Annotated in this window: 20 protein-coding genes, 17 tRNA genes and 1 rRNA gene; 1 reads left to right on the top strand and 37 read right to left on the bottom strand. The window is 45.6% G+C overall.

Going from position 1 to position 18,186, the window contains the following annotated elements; genetic code table 11:
- Positions 1-129: 129 nt before the first annotated feature.
- From J2Z32_RS10665 to J2Z32_RS10570, 20 genes are all read right to left on the bottom strand, one after another.
- A tRNA-Leu gene (locus J2Z32_RS10665) sits at positions 130-208 on the bottom strand.
- 43 nt (positions 209-251) lie between these two features.
- A tRNA-Leu gene (locus tag J2Z32_RS10660) sits at positions 252-340 on the bottom strand.
- A 799-nt stretch (positions 341-1,139) separates the two neighbouring features.
- Positions 1,140-1,442 carry a phBC6A51 family helix-turn-helix protein gene (locus tag J2Z32_RS22715; protein ID WP_210089145.1) on the bottom strand — a complete coding sequence of 101 codons (303 nt, stop codon included), beginning with the start codon at positions 1,440-1,442 and terminating at the stop codon, positions 1,140-1,142.
- The gene (locus J2Z32_RS10650) at positions 1,396-1,620 is read right to left on the bottom strand and encodes a hypothetical protein (protein WP_210089144.1); all 225 of its coding nucleotides are present in this window, start codon (positions 1,618-1,620) and stop codon (positions 1,396-1,398) included. Before J2Z32_RS10650 ends, J2Z32_RS22715 begins: the two co-directional genes overlap by 47 nt.
- A gap of 72 nt (positions 1,621-1,692) precedes the next feature.
- On the bottom strand, positions 1,693-2,187 hold the full coding sequence (locus tag J2Z32_RS10645) for a hypothetical protein (protein WP_210089143.1): 495 nt from the start codon (positions 2,185-2,187) through the stop codon (positions 1,693-1,695).
- 57 nt (positions 2,188-2,244) lie between these two features.
- A complete protein-coding gene (locus tag J2Z32_RS10640; protein ID WP_210089142.1) occupies positions 2,245-4,368 on the bottom strand; it encodes a phage tail protein in 2,124 nt (707 codons plus the stop codon).
- Positions 4,365-4,793 (bottom strand): hypothetical protein, encoded by a 429-nt coding sequence (locus J2Z32_RS10635; protein ID WP_210089141.1) that lies wholly within the window; start codon positions 4,791-4,793, stop codon positions 4,365-4,367. The genes J2Z32_RS10640 and J2Z32_RS10635 overlap by 4 nt, the downstream gene beginning before the upstream one ends.
- Positions 4,794-4,831: 38 nt before the next feature.
- Complete coding sequence (locus J2Z32_RS10630) at positions 4,832-8,821, bottom strand: hypothetical protein (protein ID WP_210089140.1); 3,990 nt, start codon at positions 8,819-8,821, stop codon at positions 4,832-4,834.
- 9 nt (positions 8,822-8,830) lie between these two features.
- Complete coding sequence (locus tag J2Z32_RS10625) at positions 8,831-9,217, bottom strand: hypothetical protein (RefSeq protein WP_210089139.1); 387 nt, start codon at positions 9,215-9,217, stop codon at positions 8,831-8,833.
- A gap of 34 nt (positions 9,218-9,251) precedes the next feature.
- Positions 9,252-9,716 carry a hypothetical protein gene (locus J2Z32_RS10620; RefSeq protein ID WP_210089138.1) on the bottom strand — a complete coding sequence of 155 codons (465 nt, stop codon included), beginning with the start codon at positions 9,714-9,716 and terminating at the stop codon, positions 9,252-9,254.
- A 13-nt stretch (positions 9,717-9,729) separates the two neighbouring features.
- Entirely contained in the window at positions 9,730-10,332 is a 603-nt protein-coding gene (locus tag J2Z32_RS10615; protein ID WP_210089137.1) for a hypothetical protein, read from the bottom strand.
- Positions 10,310-10,777: a hypothetical protein gene (locus tag J2Z32_RS10610; protein WP_210089136.1), complete on the bottom strand. Its 468-nt coding sequence runs from the start codon at positions 10,775-10,777 to the stop codon at positions 10,310-10,312. The genes J2Z32_RS10615 and J2Z32_RS10610 overlap by 23 nt, the downstream gene beginning before the upstream one ends.
- A gap of 1 nt (position 10,778) precedes the next feature.
- Positions 10,779-11,135 (bottom strand): hypothetical protein, encoded by a 357-nt coding sequence (locus tag J2Z32_RS10605; RefSeq protein ID WP_210089135.1) that lies wholly within the window; start codon positions 11,133-11,135, stop codon positions 10,779-10,781.
- 302 nt (positions 11,136-11,437) lie between these two features.
- Positions 11,438-11,581: a hypothetical protein gene (locus J2Z32_RS10600; protein WP_245251382.1), complete on the bottom strand. Its 144-nt coding sequence runs from the start codon at positions 11,579-11,581 to the stop codon at positions 11,438-11,440.
- Between the two features lie 58 nt (positions 11,582-11,639).
- Entirely contained in the window at positions 11,640-12,029 is a 390-nt protein-coding gene (locus J2Z32_RS10595) for a hypothetical protein (protein WP_210089133.1), read from the bottom strand.
- Entirely contained in the window at positions 12,030-12,269 is a 240-nt protein-coding gene (locus tag J2Z32_RS10590) for a helix-turn-helix transcriptional regulator (protein WP_210089132.1), read from the bottom strand.
- 153 nt (positions 12,270-12,422) lie between these two features.
- Complete coding sequence (locus tag J2Z32_RS10585; protein ID WP_210089131.1) at positions 12,423-13,286, bottom strand: hypothetical protein; 864 nt, start codon at positions 13,284-13,286, stop codon at positions 12,423-12,425.
- A 253-nt stretch (positions 13,287-13,539) separates the two neighbouring features.
- Entirely contained in the window at positions 13,540-13,956 is a 417-nt protein-coding gene (locus J2Z32_RS10580) for a hypothetical protein (protein ID WP_210089130.1), read from the bottom strand.
- Positions 13,957-14,153: 197 nt separating this feature from the next.
- Positions 14,154-14,486, bottom strand: coding sequence for a hypothetical protein (locus J2Z32_RS10575; protein ID WP_210089129.1), 333 nt, complete (start codon positions 14,484-14,486; stop codon positions 14,154-14,156).
- 19 nt (positions 14,487-14,505) lie between these two features.
- Positions 14,506-14,745 (bottom strand): hypothetical protein, encoded by a 240-nt coding sequence (locus J2Z32_RS10570; protein WP_210089128.1) that lies wholly within the window; start codon positions 14,743-14,745, stop codon positions 14,506-14,508.
- Between the two features lie 312 nt (positions 14,746-15,057).
- Here J2Z32_RS10570 and J2Z32_RS10565 point away from each other — a divergent pair, with 312 nt between their 5' ends.
- A complete protein-coding gene (locus J2Z32_RS10565; protein WP_245251381.1) occupies positions 15,058-15,264 on the top strand; it encodes a helix-turn-helix domain-containing protein in 207 nt (68 codons plus the stop codon).
- A 131-nt stretch (positions 15,265-15,395) separates the two neighbouring features.
- On the opposite strand, the gene J2Z32_RS10560 is transcribed toward J2Z32_RS10565, so the two are convergent.
- From J2Z32_RS10560 to J2Z32_RS10480, 17 genes are all read right to left on the bottom strand, one after another.
- Positions 15,396-16,367 carry a tyrosine-type recombinase/integrase gene (locus J2Z32_RS10560; protein ID WP_210089126.1) on the bottom strand — a complete coding sequence of 324 codons (972 nt, stop codon included), beginning with the start codon at positions 16,365-16,367 and terminating at the stop codon, positions 15,396-15,398.
- A gap of 202 nt (positions 16,368-16,569) precedes the next feature.
- Positions 16,570-16,643, bottom strand: a tRNA-Cys gene (locus tag J2Z32_RS10555).
- A 5-nt stretch (positions 16,644-16,648) separates the two neighbouring features.
- Positions 16,649-16,723, bottom strand: a tRNA-Gly gene (locus tag J2Z32_RS10550).
- A 7-nt stretch (positions 16,724-16,730) separates the two neighbouring features.
- A tRNA-Gln gene (locus J2Z32_RS10545) sits at positions 16,731-16,805 on the bottom strand.
- 18 nt (positions 16,806-16,823) lie between these two features.
- A tRNA-His gene (locus tag J2Z32_RS10540) sits at positions 16,824-16,896 on the bottom strand.
- 64 nt (positions 16,897-16,960) lie between these two features.
- A tRNA-His gene (locus J2Z32_RS10535) sits at positions 16,961-17,036 on the bottom strand.
- Positions 17,037-17,058: 22 nt separating this feature from the next.
- Positions 17,059-17,132 (bottom strand) — tRNA-Trp (locus J2Z32_RS10530).
- A 10-nt stretch (positions 17,133-17,142) separates the two neighbouring features.
- Positions 17,143-17,227: transfer RNA gene (locus J2Z32_RS10525), tRNA-Tyr, on the bottom strand.
- Positions 17,228-17,231: 4 nt separating this feature from the next.
- Positions 17,232-17,307: transfer RNA gene (locus tag J2Z32_RS10520), tRNA-Thr, on the bottom strand.
- A gap of 22 nt (positions 17,308-17,329) precedes the next feature.
- Positions 17,330-17,405: transfer RNA gene (locus tag J2Z32_RS10515), tRNA-Phe, on the bottom strand.
- Positions 17,406-17,437: 32 nt separating this feature from the next.
- Positions 17,438-17,514: transfer RNA gene (locus J2Z32_RS10510), tRNA-Asp, on the bottom strand.
- A 17-nt stretch (positions 17,515-17,531) separates the two neighbouring features.
- Positions 17,532-17,605, bottom strand: a tRNA-Met gene (locus J2Z32_RS10505).
- A gap of 29 nt (positions 17,606-17,634) precedes the next feature.
- Positions 17,635-17,710 (bottom strand) — tRNA-Val (locus tag J2Z32_RS10500).
- 57 nt (positions 17,711-17,767) lie between these two features.
- Positions 17,768-17,842, bottom strand: a tRNA-Glu gene (locus J2Z32_RS10495).
- Between the two features lie 20 nt (positions 17,843-17,862).
- A tRNA-Ser gene (locus J2Z32_RS10490) sits at positions 17,863-17,954 on the bottom strand.
- Positions 17,955-17,957: 3 nt separating this feature from the next.
- Positions 17,958-18,033 (bottom strand) — tRNA-Asn (locus J2Z32_RS10485).
- 70 nt (positions 18,034-18,103) lie between these two features.
- Positions 18,104-18,186: ribosomal RNA gene (locus J2Z32_RS10480) — 23S ribosomal RNA — on the bottom strand; the annotation flags it as partial.

Below are 18,186 nucleotides of genomic sequence, written 5' to 3'. Positions count from 1 at the left end.
GAAGTAATAGAAAAGTATTGTAGTATGGGGACATTGAGTAAAATGAAGTATCATAACGTAGTGTAGAATTTAAATTTAAGCATAAAAAAAGCCCATTAGAGAAACTCTCTAGTGAACTCTTTAAATTAATACCGGTGAGAGGACTCGAACCTCCACGGTTTCCCACTCGATTTTGAGTCGAGCGCGTCTGCCATTCCGCCACACCGGCAAATTTTATAATTGCTATACACACCACTTTAGTTTATATAAAATGGTGCGGAAGACCAGACTTGAACTGGTACGATAGTCACCTACCGCAGGATTTTAAGTCCTGTGCGTCTGCCGATTCCGCCACTCCCGCATGTGTAACCGCATTGCTACGCTGTTTTTCCGTAATTCTCCCAACGTACAATATTCGATTCTCGCCGGATACGTTTCGTCATCCTTACGAACAAGGTTTTATTAGCCTTGCGCAGGTTCATTACGGATGTACGTCCGCGGCGACAAAATATATATTAGCACGTCCGCCCCGCACATGTCAACTATGTATTTTAATAATTTATTATTTACAATTATTACCTGTTGGGTTTAATTTGGTGTGCGGATTTTGAGGGTGTCTGCCGCGCCCCATCAGGAACACCGCCTTGGGGTAATACGTCACCACGGTAAAGTGTTATATATTCGTAGTGTTTACGTTATACATTTATATGCGTCTATCTCCACGTAGGATATAGAATCCTGTACGTTGTGTATGTACGACAAACCCGCACCACTATGCCACTCTCCCCGCCCATGTATAAAACACCGTTATACAACGCATATACATTTCCAGTATATTTCGCATAACGACGCGGTTTATCGACTATTCAACTGGTAATTTATACAACGTGATTAAATCCGTTTATTCATCGTTTATACATCGTCAAGCACGTTAACCCCCCGAGTTTATTCCGGTCTTCCGGTCCGAGTCGCCTTGTTGATGCTATGAACTGAAAAGTTTCGGGAGGCTTTGCGTCTTGACCCTCTAGTTGAAAAAATGCGTAAATGTATGATTTTGGGACGCTAATTAGTACGTTGAATAGTACGCATAATCAGCGTCATATCAACGTTTCAAGCTGTTTATTACGTTTATTCTTCTGTTGTGACTGTTGTTTACGTTACTAAATAAGATCGCAAGCTCGAAATAACTCCTCGATGTAGTCATACGATGCCGTTGCGTGCTTAATCCTCGCTTTACCTCTGCGTATATATTCATTTATTTTACGTTGTTGTACCTTATTCAACTCTCTCGTAAAGTCTTTACGTTCCCTCCATCGAAAGAGAGTCCGTCGATCAACACCGCAAGCTTTCGCAATATCTTCTAGGTTCTCCGTTGGACTGGTCGTTAGTAATTCGATTGCTAAGTAATGGCGTATGTCAAGCGGCGTCCTCGGTCGGCCCCGTTTCGGCTTCTTTAAGCGCATCTACCTCATCCTCCAATGCAAATAACGTAGTAGTTATAACGTCGGATAACGATTGAATTAAACTAACTCGATCCTCTGCGTTAGGTATAGCCGCTAACACCGCGCCGATAACTTCGGTAAGTTCTGCGTAAGGTTTCGATATATCTATAGTACACTCGATTAGTCTACGTTGATTCATTAATATTCCTCCGTTTCTGCACGACAAAAAAGCCACGCCGGAAAGGACGTGACTTTATCGTGTATTCTTTTTCTATTCGCCTAATTCTGTTTTAATCTTTAAAATCTCTTTTTCAACGCTTAGTAGTCTTTCTTGAATATCCTTCTTGTACGCTTCAAGACCTTCAATTTTTGTTTTATCTTGGGTTTCTGCAATCTCGTCCTCTGTTTGTTTAATTACTTCTTTGTATCTTGCTGTGTGTACTTCCCGCGATTTTAAGTCCTCAATAAGTTCGTCTCTTTTTGTATTATTAATAATAGGTTGTTGTGGCAATTTAGATTTCCCCTCAAGAATAATTGTCTTTCCTTCTACCGTGAGTCCGGTGCCGGTCGCTTCGGCAATAACCCGAACAGGCACATATGCTGATCCATTAAGAACTACGCCGTCCGTTAGTTTCTTTCCGTCTTGTTCAACCGCGTATATTCCCGTTACTTTAGTTCCTATTAAACTTTTTACGGAATTAGCAAATGCCGGAATAGCACCGAATAACAACGCTCCCACGACGATACCTGTGATAAACTTTTTCAAAGTGCAACACTCCTTAGTTTTTCTTAATTATAGTACGTCGTGAGAAAATTTAACAGACTAAGAGATTGTTACCTGTGCCAAGAGACTACCGTCCCGCGCCCACATTTTTAAGTTTTTTGTTCCTTTGTCGTAAGTCATATTATAGGCCGCCTTACTCTCTAACTCAGACCTAATAACTATACGATTAGAATCCGAAGAAGCCGATCCAAGGTATGAATAAGAGGGAAGCGTTGCCTGCATCGCGGAGATTGTAACGTCTAATCCGCTTCGAATACGCACGTCGTTAGCCCCGTATACCTCTAATTGTTTAGTGGCGTCAGTAAATCCGATGTATGAGCGATACGGCCCGCTGTCTACAAACTCAATTCTACGGTCATTCGTCTGTCCGGTTAGTCCGAGATAGATGCTGTTGCCTACACGGATGTCTCTCGTAACATTAATGTCGGCGTTAGACGTAATACTTCCCCCGATTATCTGCGTACCGCTAATTGTTCCTTGCGATAGCACTGCGCCTTGAGCTGAAACGTCGCCCGACGAGCTTACCGTAAATTTCCCGTTACCGACGTTGATTGATGATCCTACGATTGAGCCGTCAGTAAAGTTCGAACTCTTTATTTCCGCAGAGTTGGCGGTCAACCGATTCATTACGACATTCCCTTGATGATCGACGCGGAAAGGCGCCGAGTTAAAGTTCGCATGCCCCGCGGATAATCCGCCCGTCCGATTGAGTAGGATTATATTGTTCCCGCTACCTACCGATAGCGACTCAAAGTTACCGATTTGTCCGATAATCCGAGGGCCCAAAACTCCGTCAGGCGTAATCGCTGCACTGACCGTCTTCCACCCATCGGTACTAACGCCGAGTCCTGCCGAAGTCAACCGCACTTGACGTAAAGGATTCGTTTTATCCCTCGCTAACAGTCCGCCCTCTTCCGGCCACACTATTTCCGTTTTACTATTCGTAATATCTGCGATTGCCTGTTTCGCGAACGACTCGAACACGTCCGTGCGGATCATGCCGCCGCTCATAATGTCGTGGACAATACGTTTTGACCGATCTAAGTCCGCAATGATATCGGCGAAATCCCGACTCATTACGTTAGACACGACGACTTGGGCGTGTTTGTTTATATCGTAGGGAAACTCGGTAATTTCCGTTATTCTTGCGGTTATATTCGACATTTCCATTTCGGGATCAACGCAATAAACGGTATCGCCGAGATTGGGACGCGTTTCGTCTTCGTCGATTTTGTACAAGTCCGCTTCACTGACGGAAATTTCTAACGCAGGAACTTCGTTTTCGGCGAGGGCTTTGCGCGCTTGTCGGAGTAAATCGTTAACATTCGTGATGTTTTGTTCGATAATCTCGTTGTCATGAAACGGGATGTCCGGCGTTGCCCACATGCCCGCATATTGCGAGACGAGGTAATTCACTTGTAAAACCCCGTTAACGATAGCGCCGGGAATCGCTTCGAGTCTAGCGCGTTCTTCCGCCGTTAATATCGTCGCAGGCTGTCCGATCCACGTTCGATCGTCTTTCATACGTGCGAATAAACGAGTAGTTAACGCAGAACTATCGTCTTTAAACGACGAGCTTATTACGTTCTTGGCCGCTCGGTATTGGTGGCCGTTATCTGCGCCGATCCGTTTACGTACGTGAATAACGAAATTATCCGGTTCAAGCTCAACGTTATACATCCGCACCATATCGTTAAGAGCCGCAAGACAGTTCGTGCGGCCCCAATCTTTGACATCGAATAAATCGAATGTATCGTGAAGGACAAACGTAAAGCGGCCGTTAGTAGCCGCGGTGAGCTTATCCGTTAATTGAGAAATATGTGCGCCGTAAAGCTCCTTAATATACGAAGCATACGGAACTTTATAATCGGTGAGTCGGAACATAACGTGTGAACACGAGATTTCCGCGATTAGTTTCTTTCCGTCGCGTTTCCGAGTGCGCGAATTGATTACGTAATATTGGCCGCGCTCATCCATTACGTGACCTTTAATCGTGATGAGTTCGCGGTATTCTGTGGAGTTCATCGGGATTTGAAACGTCAGCAAATAATCGGAATTGATTCGGCGGCGGCGTTGGATATCGTAGGCTTGCGTGAGTAGGCCGGTTGGGTTGCGTGATCTATCGAATACTTTTAAAAAACCTAATCTATCATCTATACTCATTTAGACAACCCCTCTCGGATAGCTTTGGCGATCATTTCTCGATACTCATCCGCATTTTGTTTGAGCGGACGTTCGAGATATTTCGGCGTCGTTCCGGGCGTTGTCGGATCTTTAAACCGGATGCCCGAAAAGCCGTCGCCGGAATGGAGTTCGTGCGTGATTAGCGCGTAATTTACTCGTTCACCGCTCTTACCCGTTTCCGTTGCGCTATAGAAGACCTCGCCCTCGACAACATCGCCGTTTGTGGTTACGTTTTTTCCGGCGGTCATCCGGAGAGTTCCTTCGTCTAATGGGGCGAAGTCCCGTGATGTTTGAAGTAAACTGTCGGTCGCTTTATCTACTCCGACCCCTGCCGCCTTAATTAGCGCCTCTTTTGATTTATCTATTCCCTTTAAAAACCCACTAAAATCAAATTCTATATTCAAATAAACTCCCCCTTTAGATGATAAAGACGCCCCAACTACTAGAGCGTCTTAATTCCTTGAGTTTGTAATCGTTCAACCGACCTGCGACGTTCATTGTACATTGCTGCTATATCCGCATTATCTTCGAGCGTTACCTCTCCGACAGACATGTCAAATGTGTTGTGTATAATCGTATCTCCGCCGCTATTTGACGGGTTTTGCACACGGATGCCTCCGTTTATTGCGTCCCAAAGTACCGCCTGTTGACGATCGTTTAACACCATTTCGCCGGCATGCGCTTTAACAACGACAGGTTCGTCACCAACGCCCTGTACAATGCCTCCGACACGGAACGATTGGAGTTTCTTACCGTCGTCAGTTTTTATACCGTATTTCTTACGGAGTGCTTCGTTTTCTGCGTTAAGTCTCGCCATTTCTTGCGTGTTCCCCATCGCTTTAGCCGCAACCCAAGCCTCCTTGTTCGAGTTGTACGTAGCTAAATCGTCAGACTCTTGTAACACGGCAACCTTCGCCATTTTTGCGTTATACTGTACGATAAATGCGTCAAGCTCCGTGAGAATTTTCGTATTAGCACGAGCCGCTTCGGATACACGGAAGTCCGCAAGTACCGCCTCTATCGTTTTAATATCGCCACTATATCCGTCAAATGCGGTAAGTAACATATCGTAGAGATTTTCAGTACGTTGAATTTTATCGTCGTATTTCTTTTCCTCGATAGTTCGCTCGTCCGTTAGCGCCTTTTTCTGCGACTCAAGCTCGCGTTTGCGTAAGTCCCGATCGTGTTCGAGGATCATTCGGTCGCGCTCTTTAATCAAGTCTTCGCGCTCTTGGATGCCTTCGGGACCGACAGCAGAGGCGAGCAAGTCGATACGTGCGTTTTTCTCGCGTAATTGTGTTTCGTAGTCAATGTCCGAATTTAGTTCGGCTTCCTTCGCCAACAATTCGTCGATAGCCTTAATTCGCGCGTCATAGTCCGCAAGCGCTGCCTGCTTGCGTTGTTTGATCGCTTCGATCTCCGCCTTTTTAACGGTGTCGATCGATGATTTCTGCGTCTTAACGAGGTCAATCGCAAGCTTCGTCGTTTTCGTTGTGAGGTCTTTGCGCGCCCGATAAACTTCTTCGTCTGCCCGTTTATAAAGCTCCGAATCCTTTGCGTGTCTATCCCGAACTCTCGTCCATGCGTCAAGCTTCATTTGTGCGATTTCCGTTTCGGTCTTGCCGGATTCTTCCATGCGGCGCTCCTCTTTCGTGATCCATTCCGCCGAGAATTCATAACGGGACTTGACGCTATCTTCGCCCAAACGTTTAAGCTGCAAGTTAAGCGTTCGTGCGTCCGCTTGAGACTCTTTTAAAAACTTCGCGTGCTTCTTCTGCAGCTCCTCGTATTTTTTAATCTGCATGTCCGCGTCCCAGTCGTAAAAGTCCGACATGTATCGGATAGTCGCTAAGTCTGCGTCGTACGCTTTCTTGCGCGCCTCTGCTGCGAGTTCTGCGGCTGATTTTCCGGACTTCTGCGTCTTGGCGCCGCTTTTTTTCGCTTTCGCCGGTGATGTATCGTAAAGTCCCTCGCTCCGCGATCCGCCCGATCTCGGTATGTTTCCGCTGCTTAGTTTTGCGCGACGTGCTTTAATATCGTTTAATGAGGCTTGTACTTGGTTTTGCTCCGAGTATAGGCTATTAACCTCACCCATGCTACGGACGTAATTCTTTTCTTGCTGGAGCGTGTTCGCGCTGTTTGTTGTGCTAATAACGTCGAGCATGGTTGCCATTAGTGCTTCGTAATTTTTTATCTGCGCCTCGATTGACTCTTTTTGAGCCTCGGTCGTCCGCTGTAACGACGCTAATCGCTGATCCTCATAATTCAGCGTTGCATTTAACATATCCCTTTCCGCGGCGATCTGTTGGCCGGCTAGTTCGATGTTAGTCACACGCAAACGCCCCTCTGCGTCCATTACCGCATTTAACCCCGGATATGCCGAAGTGAGCGCTATTGTGGCGTCGCGTAACTCTTGTTTTTGGGCCGCATCAAGCGTTTGGCGTGCATTTAGTTGTTCGTAAACCGTTAACGAAGCTTCGAGAGATTTAAGACGCTCGTTGTTCGCCGCCGCCGCAGCAAAGGTTGCGTCTTGCTCCTGTAACGTCGCATTAACCGCATTTTTCGTCGCCTCTTTTAGCGCATCAATCGCTCGTGCCGCCTCCTCGGGCGTTTTAAAATCAAGATCGCGCAACGCGTCGTCGATCTCGTCGATACCTTTTCGTATCTCTATCAACTCGCGGGTTAGCTCAGGGTCTGGGTTACCGGGCTGCGGGTTTGACATATCCGGCATTTTTGCGCGAAGTTCATCCATCTTGGATTGTAAAATCCTGCGCTCGGCTACCAAATCCTCTAGCTGTTTAATATCTTCTCTAGCGTTCTTTAGGTCTGTAGACGTCCAGTTTGCCGCATCTTTCATTTTAGCGTTAAGTTCGCCTTGACTATTTGCGAGGCGCAATACCGACCCCGACGCACTATCTGCCGCCGCTCCATACGCCAAAACTCCGGCAGCTACCGCACCTAAGAGCGTAAGTACAACTCCGATTCCACCCATCGCCGAATTTAATACGACAAACGCCGCGGATAATGCGCCCACTACAGATATAAGCGAGGTAATCGCCAAGCCCGCGGCGGCAGTTCCGGCGATTACTTCTTTATTTTGCGACGCCCAATCGGCGGTATTTTTTATTAGTGGCGTAATAAGCTCCAACACTTCTTGTAGCGCTGGGACAAACGCGCCTCCGATCTCTGCGCGGGCTTGTTTAATCGTATTTGTAAACGTAGCTTGCACGCCGGTATAGCCCGCCATCGCCTCGTCCGCATTACCGACGAACATAGCCGACTCGTTAATCATGCCGTTATAAGCCGCTTGGACCTTGCCGGCTTCTGTTAGTTTCCCCGCGGTCGTGCCGAGAGTCTTAGCATACCGATCGTACATAACGGATAGATTCGTTGTAATCCCCGCCGCGTCCGTAAGCTCCGAATTACCTTGCTTAATACCGCGCGCTGTCTGTAATATCGCCTCATCCCACGATAAGTGAGCTTGACGATTATACGCAGCTGCGTCGGCTGTTGCGATAATAAGGTCCTTCGTCTCCTTGAGCGTTAAGCCTGCGGACAGGTACGTCTTAACCGTCTCGGCGAGCGTTGTTTGGTTGAGCCCCCAACGATTGCTTAACTCTTCGACTAAGCCGATTGACTCGGAAACGTCCACGTTTAACGCCTTACTAACGGCGGTTACGCCGCTGTAGGACATTTGCAACTTGTTTGCCTCGTCTGCGAGACTAGTTACGGTATCAACGATTGATTTCGCCGCAAAGCCTGCGCCAAGACTCGTTAAAGCTGAGTTTAGCCCCGCCATACCTTGCTTAGTCTTATCCGCTTGCTTTTCCGTTTCTTTGAGCTCACGCTCAACCTTTTCGATTTGATCCGCGCTTGCTCCTAGCCTTACAAGCTCCTCTCGTACCGCTTTGATCTGCGTCTCCGTGGGTTTTGCGTTAACCTCGCCGAGCGCTTTGCCGACGCGGCTAACTTGGTCCGCACTTAGTCCGATCTCTTTAAGTTTACCGTTAAACGAGGCGAATTGGTTGCCGGCTTGTTTTGTCGAGTCCTCAAGCGCCGCAAGCCTAGCCGCGGTATTATCAGACGCTTGAATAAGCCGTAACATATTAGCCTCGGTATTTACTAGTTGCTCTTGTAGCTTGCTCTTTTTAGCGGAATCAAACGTCGAAGCGATTGACATTTTTAGCTCCGCCATCTTGCGTTTTTGTATCTCGATTTTTTGGTTAATGTTATCGAGAGTCTTAGTTAGCTGGCCGATTTTCTCGCCAGTATCGCCGATAGCGGCCATATCTGTAGCCGCCTTTTTACCGGCAACGCCTAACTCTTGCGCCTTGGCTTTCGCGCTCTCCATTCCGGAGTTATATGCGCTTAAATCAACCTCGATCTTGGCGCGTATTGCTCCGACGTCTACTGCGTCACTAATGTTCGTCACCTACTTTCATTAAGTTATGTCACTGGAAAGCTCTGCCGATCCGCTTCCCATAGTTACTAAGGTTTGGACGCTTTTCAAGAGTTTACCGAAATTATTCACTCGTAACGTTTCCACAAAAAACAACACTAACTCGTCAAGGGCGGCATTCTCTTCGATAAACTTTTCGTCTAGTCCCGTTAAGACCGCTGTTACGCTAACAACGTCGTTTAGTGCCTTTTCTAGGACTAACACTAAGTAGGCCGAACGTTGTTCTTCCGGCGCCGCTACTACGCTAAGTAAAAGTTGAGGTAATGTTTCAACGGCCTCAAAGAGCTCTCGCCATTTTGCGGGCGTAATTTTACGTACATGTACATTTTTACCGCCGATTTTGACACCCGAGCGTTTAAATAATTGCAAAATCACCACTCCTTATAAAAAGTAAAGCCGACGATTACTCGTCAGCCGTTTTGTTGCCTTCAAATTTGCGTTTTAGCGTAGCATATAAGACCCGCACTTCTGTCGATGAGTTATAGCGGACAAGGCGATGCGCTTCGTCTAAGTCCCCTTTAGTTACTGGACCGCCACTATTCACCAACTCGGTGAGCTTTTTACGAGACGCCCGCCAGTCTTTAGACTTATTATTACTATTCTCGTTGTGTGTGTATCTATCTCTCATGATGATTGCTCTTGCCTCATCGTCCGGATCGCCGGTTTCTGCCGCTTTTTGTTCTAGTTCATTAACATAGTTTAGATTGGGGTACTGGACAAACTCTGCGACGGACTCGTCGTTAAACAAATGGGCAATAGCCGCTTCGTACTCTCTTTTTGCCGTACTGTATTTCGCAATTCGCTCCGGCGAACCCCCCGCCATTACTTTCATTTCTTCAAGTTGCGAAAATGTTGTACCTAACCTCATAGATAGCCCCCCTTTAATTTTGTAACTTTTGAGGAAGTGTTCCCGCATTAATATCCTCAAGATCGGTTTCATCAAGTCGCGCCATATATAGCGGGCTGTTCGTGTGGCGCATTCTTCCTTTTATATCATGTAGCCTATACTCATAATTCCACCCCAAAGCTTTTTTCGTTTTATAGTGAAGCGCATCAACATCGTTGAGGATAGTTAGGACTCGTTGATATTCCTCTGCGTATGCGCGCCCTGCGTCTTTAAGCTTCTCTAATGCGGGCTCTAACGTATCTCTCATAATAGTGTTTGGGTAGTAATCGGTATTCCACGCATCAGCTACCGCTTCTCTACCGTCTACATCATTTGTAAGAGTTAATCCAAGACTTACCTCTGCATCTATTCGTCTATAAGTACGCTCCGCCTGTTGAATTTTTCCGTCTAGCTCCTCGATAAGCGCTACGTTATCCTCGCCCTCAAGTACCGATTTTCGCACAGCCGCGGTATATTCCGCTTTTAGTGCTTGCACTTCCTCGATTGCAGACTTACGTCGATGTTCCAATTCCGCACGTCGTTCTCCAACTGTGTTGTGTTTAGCTATAAAGTCCTCAATCGCCTGAAACTTTTTCATTACTTCTTACCTCCATGTTGTATATTTTTAAAATTAGGTGCTCTAAAAAACGGACTGCTTTTGCTCGCCATCCGGTTAGCTTTGGTCTTTCTTCTTCTATTTCCTCTTGCTGTTCCTCTGGATAAAACTCTAGGTATATATCAGACCCACTCACTACCTCGCGATAAATATTTGACGTATCTGATTCATGGACTATTTCAGTGTTTAGGTCCGGTTCTAACGTTGCCGCAACAAACAAACTGCGGTCAGACGTATGAAAATCTACTATTCCAAAGTAGCCCGCAAATTCAACCATTTCTAACGCAACTTGAACGGCGAGTTCGGGATTGTCACAAGGGCAAACAACCGATGTTGTATAATTACCGTGCTTGTCGTATAATTGTGCGGCGAATAAAGGCTTAATCCCGTTGAGATTAACAAACGTTGCAATAATTAATGGCCGCATGTTATTCCGTATCCTCTTCTTCGTCTTCTGTGCTTGGCTCAACCCACTGAATACGCGGTGTGTCCTTTTCGTCAATCCTCGGATGGCTTAACAGCATACCCTCAAAACCGCCAGAATTCGCTTTATACTCGTATCTCCCGCGTACATTACAGTCGTAGATAACACGTTTAGGCGACAAGCTGCGCTTGAGCACTCGCAACAAAAATTGCGTATTATCCGCCGCAATTTGAGCAAGCGGATAAGCCTCGTAATCAGTAAAACGCCGCCCTAATACTTTGCCGGAGCTATCAACGATAGTGACGTGAGCGCGCGTCTTATCTCCGCTAACAAATACTTGTTGATATACCGTGATTGTCACCCTAAATCAGCCCCTTTTGCATATTTGAGAGTCTAAGTAACGGCAACGCACCGAGTTAATCCCTCGAAATACCTTGCATCGTGTGTCCGTTTTGCTCATCGCCCGAAGCAAAGCACAAGCTGCATCAGCCCCTCGAAAATATGGACAATAGGATTTTGCGTCCGCTCGTCGGTCATACACCCGCTCTCCTCCCTCCATATTCGGTACTCTTTTCGTTGAATTTACACGACTTCAGGCACGACAAACAGCCCGTTAAGGTGTTACATCCTCCGAGCATTAAAGGCGGTAATTTACCGCAATATTTACGTTATTGGTACATTGAATAAACGACGAACAACCCGCTTGCGATCTGATGATATACGATATTGACGCGCAAATATAACACCGTCTTTTTCGTAAGTCGCCGCTTCTGTAAAGTCCGGATATGATCGTCTAATCTTTCGCATGATCTCGCGATCCTCCGTGTAGGCCGCTAATGTGGTCGGGCTAAGTCGCCAAACTGAGTTATTCAACATAATCAGCCCCCGCTTGGACGAAAGTATCGCTTGATACTGGGTAATACTCCGGCCATTCTCCCGCCGCAATCCCCTCTTGAAGAATAAATAAAACAATCCCACGTATTCCTTGTTTCGTAACGCCCCAAGTCCTTAACGGTGAGAACTCTTTACAAACCATTACGGATAATCGCTCAACTAATGCGTAAAACTTTGACTCGTCCATTTTTGCAAGGTTGCTCGGCGCATTGGATACCCTAGTTATATAGGAATCAACTTGTTTAAAAATAGATTCGTCTTCCGCACAATCAAGGACAAAAGGCTCAATCTTTAACGGACGCTTATCATCTGCGTACTTAACAACCGTAATATGTTCATCTTGCGTAACAGTAACGGGCATTTAGATACCACTCCCATTTTTATTTACTCTTTTGTGCGCTTTTACAATATCGTCAATCTGTGCGTCTGTTAACTTTAAAGCTTGGCGGATACTACGTGCGACGTGGGGCAATAAGGCACGGTCCCCTCGCTCAATCGCGCCGAGCATTGGACAAGAGACTCCCGAAGCTCTAGCTAATTCTCCTTGTGACATTCCGAGATTAATACGACAAATACGAATCACTTCCGACGTTAATAACATGGGTTTACCTCCTTTTGTAGTAGTATTTTATTGCTACAAATAAATAATAAAAAAGTAACCACACCGTCAGGCACTCGGCATGGTTACTTATATTAAAATCAAACATATTATGAAAATTTCCCCCGCTTGTTTCTCACTTATTAAATTAATACGTCATTGTTTAACACTTTTTATTTTTGCTAGTGCTCGACTTAAACTTGCCTCGTGCACTCCGATCCGGTCCGCAATATAGCGATTCTTTATTCTATAGCCTCCTCGCAAATCGACGTTGTATCTATCCGTCTCACCTTTAGCATGATCCTCCCTCACTATTTCGATTATGCGATCAATTAGTTTAGATTGCCTCTTAGTAATTGAGTCTAAGTCAAAGTTAGCTCTTCCGAAAATAGTGTAAATTGGTCCGTAGTAGGTAGGCACGACATACCTCGTCTTTCCGCCTCGGCGAACTCGTCGCATTCCCTCAAACTGATTACGATAATACGCCGTACGTGTGGCACTGTTTATATAGCGGACAATTTCTCGCTCTGATCGAGAGGTATCAACCCGCCGGATAGCGTACTCTAGTGCCTTTTGTAGTTCGATCCAATTCTCTTCTACAATTTCCTCCGTAAAAAGTTGCCACAACGTAGGTCGGACGCCGATTATTCTTTCATAGGCACGTCTTAAGTCGTTGAATGTTGGGAGATACCTAGAAAGATAATCCTCATGTTCCGTGAAGTTCTCCACAGTTAAATCAATCCCCGTCCAGCCCTTTATAGCCGCCGAGAACTCCGAAAAAATATGCTCCGGCGTATCTCTGCTTGAGTGAAGCCCGTAATCAGTAAGTGTATATTTAATAGTCGCTAAAAATCCCCTAAGAAGACGTAAGCACCGAAAGGCGACATACATTTCGGGCTTCTCGAATTTCATACCCGTTTGTGAGTTCATATAATCAATGCTCATAGCATCGCGAATTATTGTAAAAACGACACTGTCTCCCGTTTGTTGATACTTTTGGATGGCTTCAATAAACCGCACATTAATCTTCTCCCTAGTAGAATGACATACTATTACGTAACCTTTCGTCACTATCGTTCCTCACCTTCACTTCCGTTCAGGAACTATTAATTAACTGCGTCTATCTCTTTTTTAAATAATAGGCCGCCGAAAATGAAGGAGTGAAACGACTGAATAATGAGGCGTAATGTTTATTATTATTAATTCGTTATTGTTAAATTCGTTATTATTATAATCCTATAAACACGATTAACTCGATTCCTATAAACGGGAATTAAGCCGCCCCGTTTACGGGAATTACCTCTCTTGCGTAAAAAAGTGGCAAGTACATTTTTTTTGTATGCCCATTCCAAGGTATTCTCTTTGTTATAAGTAACCCTTCCGTTTCGAGAAGTTCGCATAATTTGCTTATTCTATCGCCATGTATACCCGTGTCCTCGTGTATTTGCGTTACGGTTGGAAACGCCCACATATAATAATCATTGGATTCGGTCCCATTAACCCACGCATGTAAATACAAGAGAAGAAAGAGCGCGTCTCTCGCGTCGCCCTTTTTGTGTTTCTCCTGTAGAGCGGGTAAGTGTATACGGAATAGGTCGTGATGCGTCGGAGAGTAGCCGCCCCGATCCGCACTTAATACACTGGCTTTTTGTTCGATTGCAATTTTACTCAAACGACGTAATTCACTCATAATGGAACCCCCTCTTTTTTTTGTTGCTCCTATATAGTCTAAGCCGTTTAGGCTCGATTGTTAATCTCGCATTAAAAAAAAGAAAGGGCGTGCCTGAATCACGGAGCCACCCGCGCACCCTTTCTTAGCTATCAATAAATGCGACTAGCCAAACGGAGTTGCCGCTCCGAGTCGCAGGAATTAGAGAAGTTTATACGTCATAATAAGACCGATTCCCCTTGCCTTGTTGTAAGCGAACCCGCTTTCGATAAATAAACCAAAAGGTCCACCGCAGACATAGCCGCAATTTCATCAATAGTCAAATGCCCCGGCACACTAAATAACATTTCCATCGCTTCCGTTCCGCGGCTTACTTGGAGTTCTCTACCAACTCGTTCGACCTTTTCGATCGATAACCACGTCTCTTGCGGGTTCAAATCCGCACGTAGAACCGAGGTGCGTCCCACTTTAATCGCTTTAAATTCGTATCGACCCACTTCACCAACAACGTCAAGACCGTCGTATAACTCTACAACATTTACTATTTCCATACTTGCCGCCTCCTCTCAACTAATCGAGAACTGCGCTAATTAGCAAATCCAGTTCACTTTCAGCGGTAAAAATTTTGTGTAGCGATTGAATAGTCAACGGAGTCTCGAAGTGTACGCCGCGATCCGCGTTCGGATACTGAACGCCGTCCAGTTCAGATAAACGTGTGAGAATCGCTTGTCCCCGCTCGATGTCAACTATTACAACTAGGTTCTCCTTAATTATGAACGCGTCACACCCGTCAATTTTAATTTTCTTCATCGTAAATCCTCCTTAAATTTGAGTTAACAATAGTAAATTAATCCAGTTACCTCTACGTGTGCGGACGTAAAGTCTACCGTTAATAAGTCGCCCGCTACTATACGTCATATAATCGCCTCCTAAAAATGGGTACAGCAAATAATCAGAAAGTTATAGATTTTTCTGTAAATCGATGATATACTGTTTAAGTCAAGATGTTGACTTCTTGTGCATGTTTTAATATTACATCTTTTATTTCAGCATGTCAACATATTGTGCATAAATATTTTCGGGAGGTTTCTCATGTCTATTAGATGTTGTCTAGGAGATATTATGAAAGAAAGAGGTTTAAGCAATAAGGAAGTGGTAGAACTAACCGGCGTAAGTCGTAATACCATAACTTCTCTATCGGCCAACGCCACAAAAAGAATTGACTATGATACATTAGAAGGTTTGTGTAGAGGTCTAAACGTTACTCCCGGCGATTTAATCGAGTATAATCCCGATAGAACGGCCGTAGATTTAAGCGGACTCGAATAATAAACGAAAAAAGAGGCGCAGACCTACGGAATATTCCCGCAAATCTACGCCTCTTTGTCGTCTTCCTACTATTTATACGTCCGAACGCTTATAATTGCTAATTTCCCGTTAATCCTCCGTAAAAACATAGGCTAGATGTCTAGGTTATTTAACGGACTATATTTCGTGTGCTGACCGGATAAGTCTACACCGAAAAGGTTGACATATATCCTCACGACATCTAACGAGGTGTGACCCAATATTTTCTGTAGACTAAAAGCGTCACCACCTTGCATAATATACATTTTACTAAAGGTATGTCTAAACGTGTGTGGCGAAACCCGTACTCCCTTTATACCCGCCTCGGCCCCAATGTTCTTTATTGCTTGCTGAATGCCTCTCCGCTTAAATGGTTTGTTATCAATATTAACGAATACAAAATCGTGTTCTAATAATCCACGATGCGCGACATATTCACGTAGTTGTTCATCTAATTTAGGCGAAAAAGGAACGAGTCTTTCTTTATTTCCCTTTCCTCGAACCTTGATTTGACGCTCTTTCCAGTAAATATTGTCGATCCTAATGCCTTCTACCTCCTCTAGCCTAAGGCCCGTATCGAGCATAAGTAACATTATGACCGCATCCCTAAACCCCGTGAAGGTATTTCGATTTGGGACGGACATTAATTTTTTAATCTGATCCTCTGTAAACGTTTGTATAATCTTTTTTTCTGACTTGATCTCGCGGATCGTATCAAACGGTGAGTCCGTTATGTGACCCTCTGCGCGTAAAAAGTTAAAGAAAGCTCGCCACCCACGAATATACTTGTTCATAGTTGCGTCTGCTTTTCCTTCCCGCTCCCGCTTATCCGTGATTATCTCCATAATGTGTGTCTTCTTAACGTCAATCGGTCGATAAATATGTCGTTCTTTTAACTCTCGTGCTAACATCGTTAAAATATCCTCGTAATACTCGGACGTGCGTATGGATAAGTTACGCTCCTTACAATCACGTAATAACGCGGAGATAGCTGCGTCAAAATCCGTAGATTCAAGGGCGTGAGCTAGTCCGTTAGCGGGCGCTGATATAGCGTTTGTACGGCGAACCCTATTAACATTAGACAACGCAAAAAACGCCTCCTTTCGTAAAATGTACGTTAGGAGACGTTCTCGGATTATATATAGCGTATCATAATAGTATGCGTAATCCTTGCGTTACAAGTACCGTAAAGCCTTACGGATAGTTTAGAAATAGCGCGAACAGAACGACATAATTTTAAGTCCTGTGCGTCTGCCGATTCCGCCACTCCCGCATGTGTAATAAAAATGGAGGCGCCACCCAGATTTGAACTGGGGATAAAGCTTTTGCAGAGCTGTGCCTTACCACTTGGCTATGGCGCCGTATATGGAGCGGACGACGGGAATCGAACCCGCGACCCTCGCCTTGGCAAGGCGATGCTCTACCGCTGAGCCACGTCCGCATATAAATGGCTGGGGATATAGGATTCGAACCTATGGGTGACGGAGTCAAAGTCCGTTGCCTTACCGCTTGGCTAATCCCCAATATATTGTAATCAAAAGGGCGATCGATGGGTTTCGAACCCACGAGTGCCGGAACCACAATCCGGTGCGTTAACCCCTTCGCCACGACCGCCACATCAGAAAAAAATCAACCCAATGATTAGATCATAAGGCTCTGTATTACAATCTTAAATTAATGGGGCGGTCGAGGGGAATTGAACCCCCGAATGCCGGATCCACAAACCGGTGCGTTAACCACTTCGCCACGACCGCCACAATGTAAAGAAAGTAATATTGGCAGGGGCAGCAGGAATTGAACCCACACCAACGGTTTTGGAGACCGTTGTTCTACCTTTAAACTATGCCCCTATAAAAAAACTGGTGGGGGCTGATGGATTCGAACCACCGAACTCGACGAGAACAGATTTACAGTCTGCTGCGTTTGGCCACTTCGCTAAGCCCCCACAATGGTGCCGGCGAGAGGACTTGAACCCCCAACCTACTGATTACAAGTCAGTTGCTCTACCAATTGAGCTACACCGGCATATGCTATTGTATTACTTAAATGGTGGCTTGGGACGGAATCGAACCGCCGACACAAGGATTTTCAGTCCTTTGCTCTACCGACTGAGCTACCAAGCCATATAAGATTATATCTGCAATTAGTTCAATAATGGCGGAGCCGACGGGATTCGAACCCGCGGTCTCCTGCGTGACAGGCAGGCATGTTAGGCCTCTACACCACGGCTCCACATTAAGGTATTGCAATTGCGGGGGCAGGATTTGAACCTACGACCTTCGGGTTATGAGCCCGACGAGCTACCGAACTGCTCCACCCCGCGATATTATATTAAATGGTGGAGATATTAAATGGTGGAGGCTGAGGGGCTCGAACCCCCGACCCTCTGCTTGTAAGGCAGATGCTCTCCCAGCTGAGCTAAGCCTCCAAATAACATATACATTTTATTCTAACATATAACTCACTCTGATAGCAAGTATTTTAATGGTGACCCGTAGGGGAATCGAACCCCTGTTACCTCCGTGAAAGGGAGGTGTCTTAACCGCTTGACCAACGGGCCATAAATGGATTGAATAATAGTGGCGGAGAGAGAGGGATTCGAACCCTCGAGACGCTTGTGACGCCTACACGATTTCCAATCGTGCTCCTTCGGCCAACTCGGACACCTCTCCATATGGCTCCCCGAACAGGACTCGAACCTGTGACAACTCGATTAACAGTCGAGTGCTCTACCAACTGAGCTATCAGGGAATATTATTCATAGATAAATCAAGGTTGTACCTTGAAAACTGAATCCGAAACGAAACTATGCGTTTTACTATTGGATAAGCCCTCGACCGATTAGTACCTGTCAGCTCCATACATTACTGTACTTCCACCTCAGGCCTATCTACCTCGTCGTCT

This window comes from Paenibacillus turicensis (assembly GCF_017873435.1).
GTDB classification, from domain to species: domain Bacteria; phylum Bacillota; class Bacilli; order Paenibacillales; family Paenibacillaceae; genus Fontibacillus; species Fontibacillus turicensis.
This window is presented reverse-complemented; position numbering and strand designations above follow the sequence as displayed.

What these genes read in the sequence shown, in the direction of transcription:
- J2Z32_RS22715 (WP_210089145.1), bottom strand. Translation starts at nt 1,442, where the DNA reads ATGCGCTTAAAGAAGCCGAAACGGGGCCGACCGAGGACGCCGCTTGAC.
- J2Z32_RS10650 (WP_210089144.1), bottom strand. Translation starts at nt 1,620, where the DNA reads ATGAATCAACGTAGACTAATCGAGTGTACTATAGATATATCGAAACCT.
- J2Z32_RS10640 (WP_210089142.1), bottom strand. Translation starts at nt 4,368, where the DNA reads ATGAGTATAGATGATAGATTAGGTTTTTTAAAAGTATTCGATAGATCA.
- J2Z32_RS10620 (WP_210089138.1), bottom strand. Translation starts at nt 9,716, where the DNA reads ATGAGGTTAGGTACAACATTTTCGCAACTTGAAGAAATGAAAGTAATG.
- J2Z32_RS10615 (WP_210089137.1), bottom strand. Translation starts at nt 10,332, where the DNA reads ATGAAAAAGTTTCAGGCGATTGAGGACTTTATAGCTAAACACAACACA.
- J2Z32_RS10610 (WP_210089136.1), bottom strand. Translation starts at nt 10,777, where the DNA reads ATGCGGCCATTAATTATTGCAACGTTTGTTAATCTCAACGGGATTAAG.
- J2Z32_RS10600 (WP_245251382.1), bottom strand. Translation starts at nt 11,581, where the DNA reads ATGCGAAAGATTAGACGATCATATCCGGACTTTACAGAAGCGGCGACT.
- J2Z32_RS10595 (WP_210089133.1), bottom strand. Translation starts at nt 12,029, where the DNA reads ATGCCCGTTACTGTTACGCAAGATGAACATATTACGGTTGTTAAGTAC.
- J2Z32_RS10590 (WP_210089132.1), bottom strand. Translation starts at nt 12,269, where the DNA reads ATGTTATTAACGTCGGAAGTGATTCGTATTTGTCGTATTAATCTCGGA.
- J2Z32_RS10580 (WP_210089130.1), bottom strand. Translation starts at nt 13,956, where the DNA reads ATGAGTGAATTACGTCGTTTGAGTAAAATTGCAATCGAACAAAAAGCC.
- J2Z32_RS10575 (WP_210089129.1), bottom strand. Translation starts at nt 14,486, where the DNA reads ATGGAAATAGTAAATGTTGTAGAGTTATACGACGGTCTTGACGTTGTT.
- J2Z32_RS10570 (WP_210089128.1), bottom strand. Translation starts at nt 14,745, where the DNA reads ATGAAGAAAATTAAAATTGACGGGTGTGACGCGTTCATAATTAAGGAG.
- J2Z32_RS10565 (WP_245251381.1), top strand. Translation starts at nt 15,058, where the DNA reads ATGAAAGAAAGAGGTTTAAGCAATAAGGAAGTGGTAGAACTAACCGGC.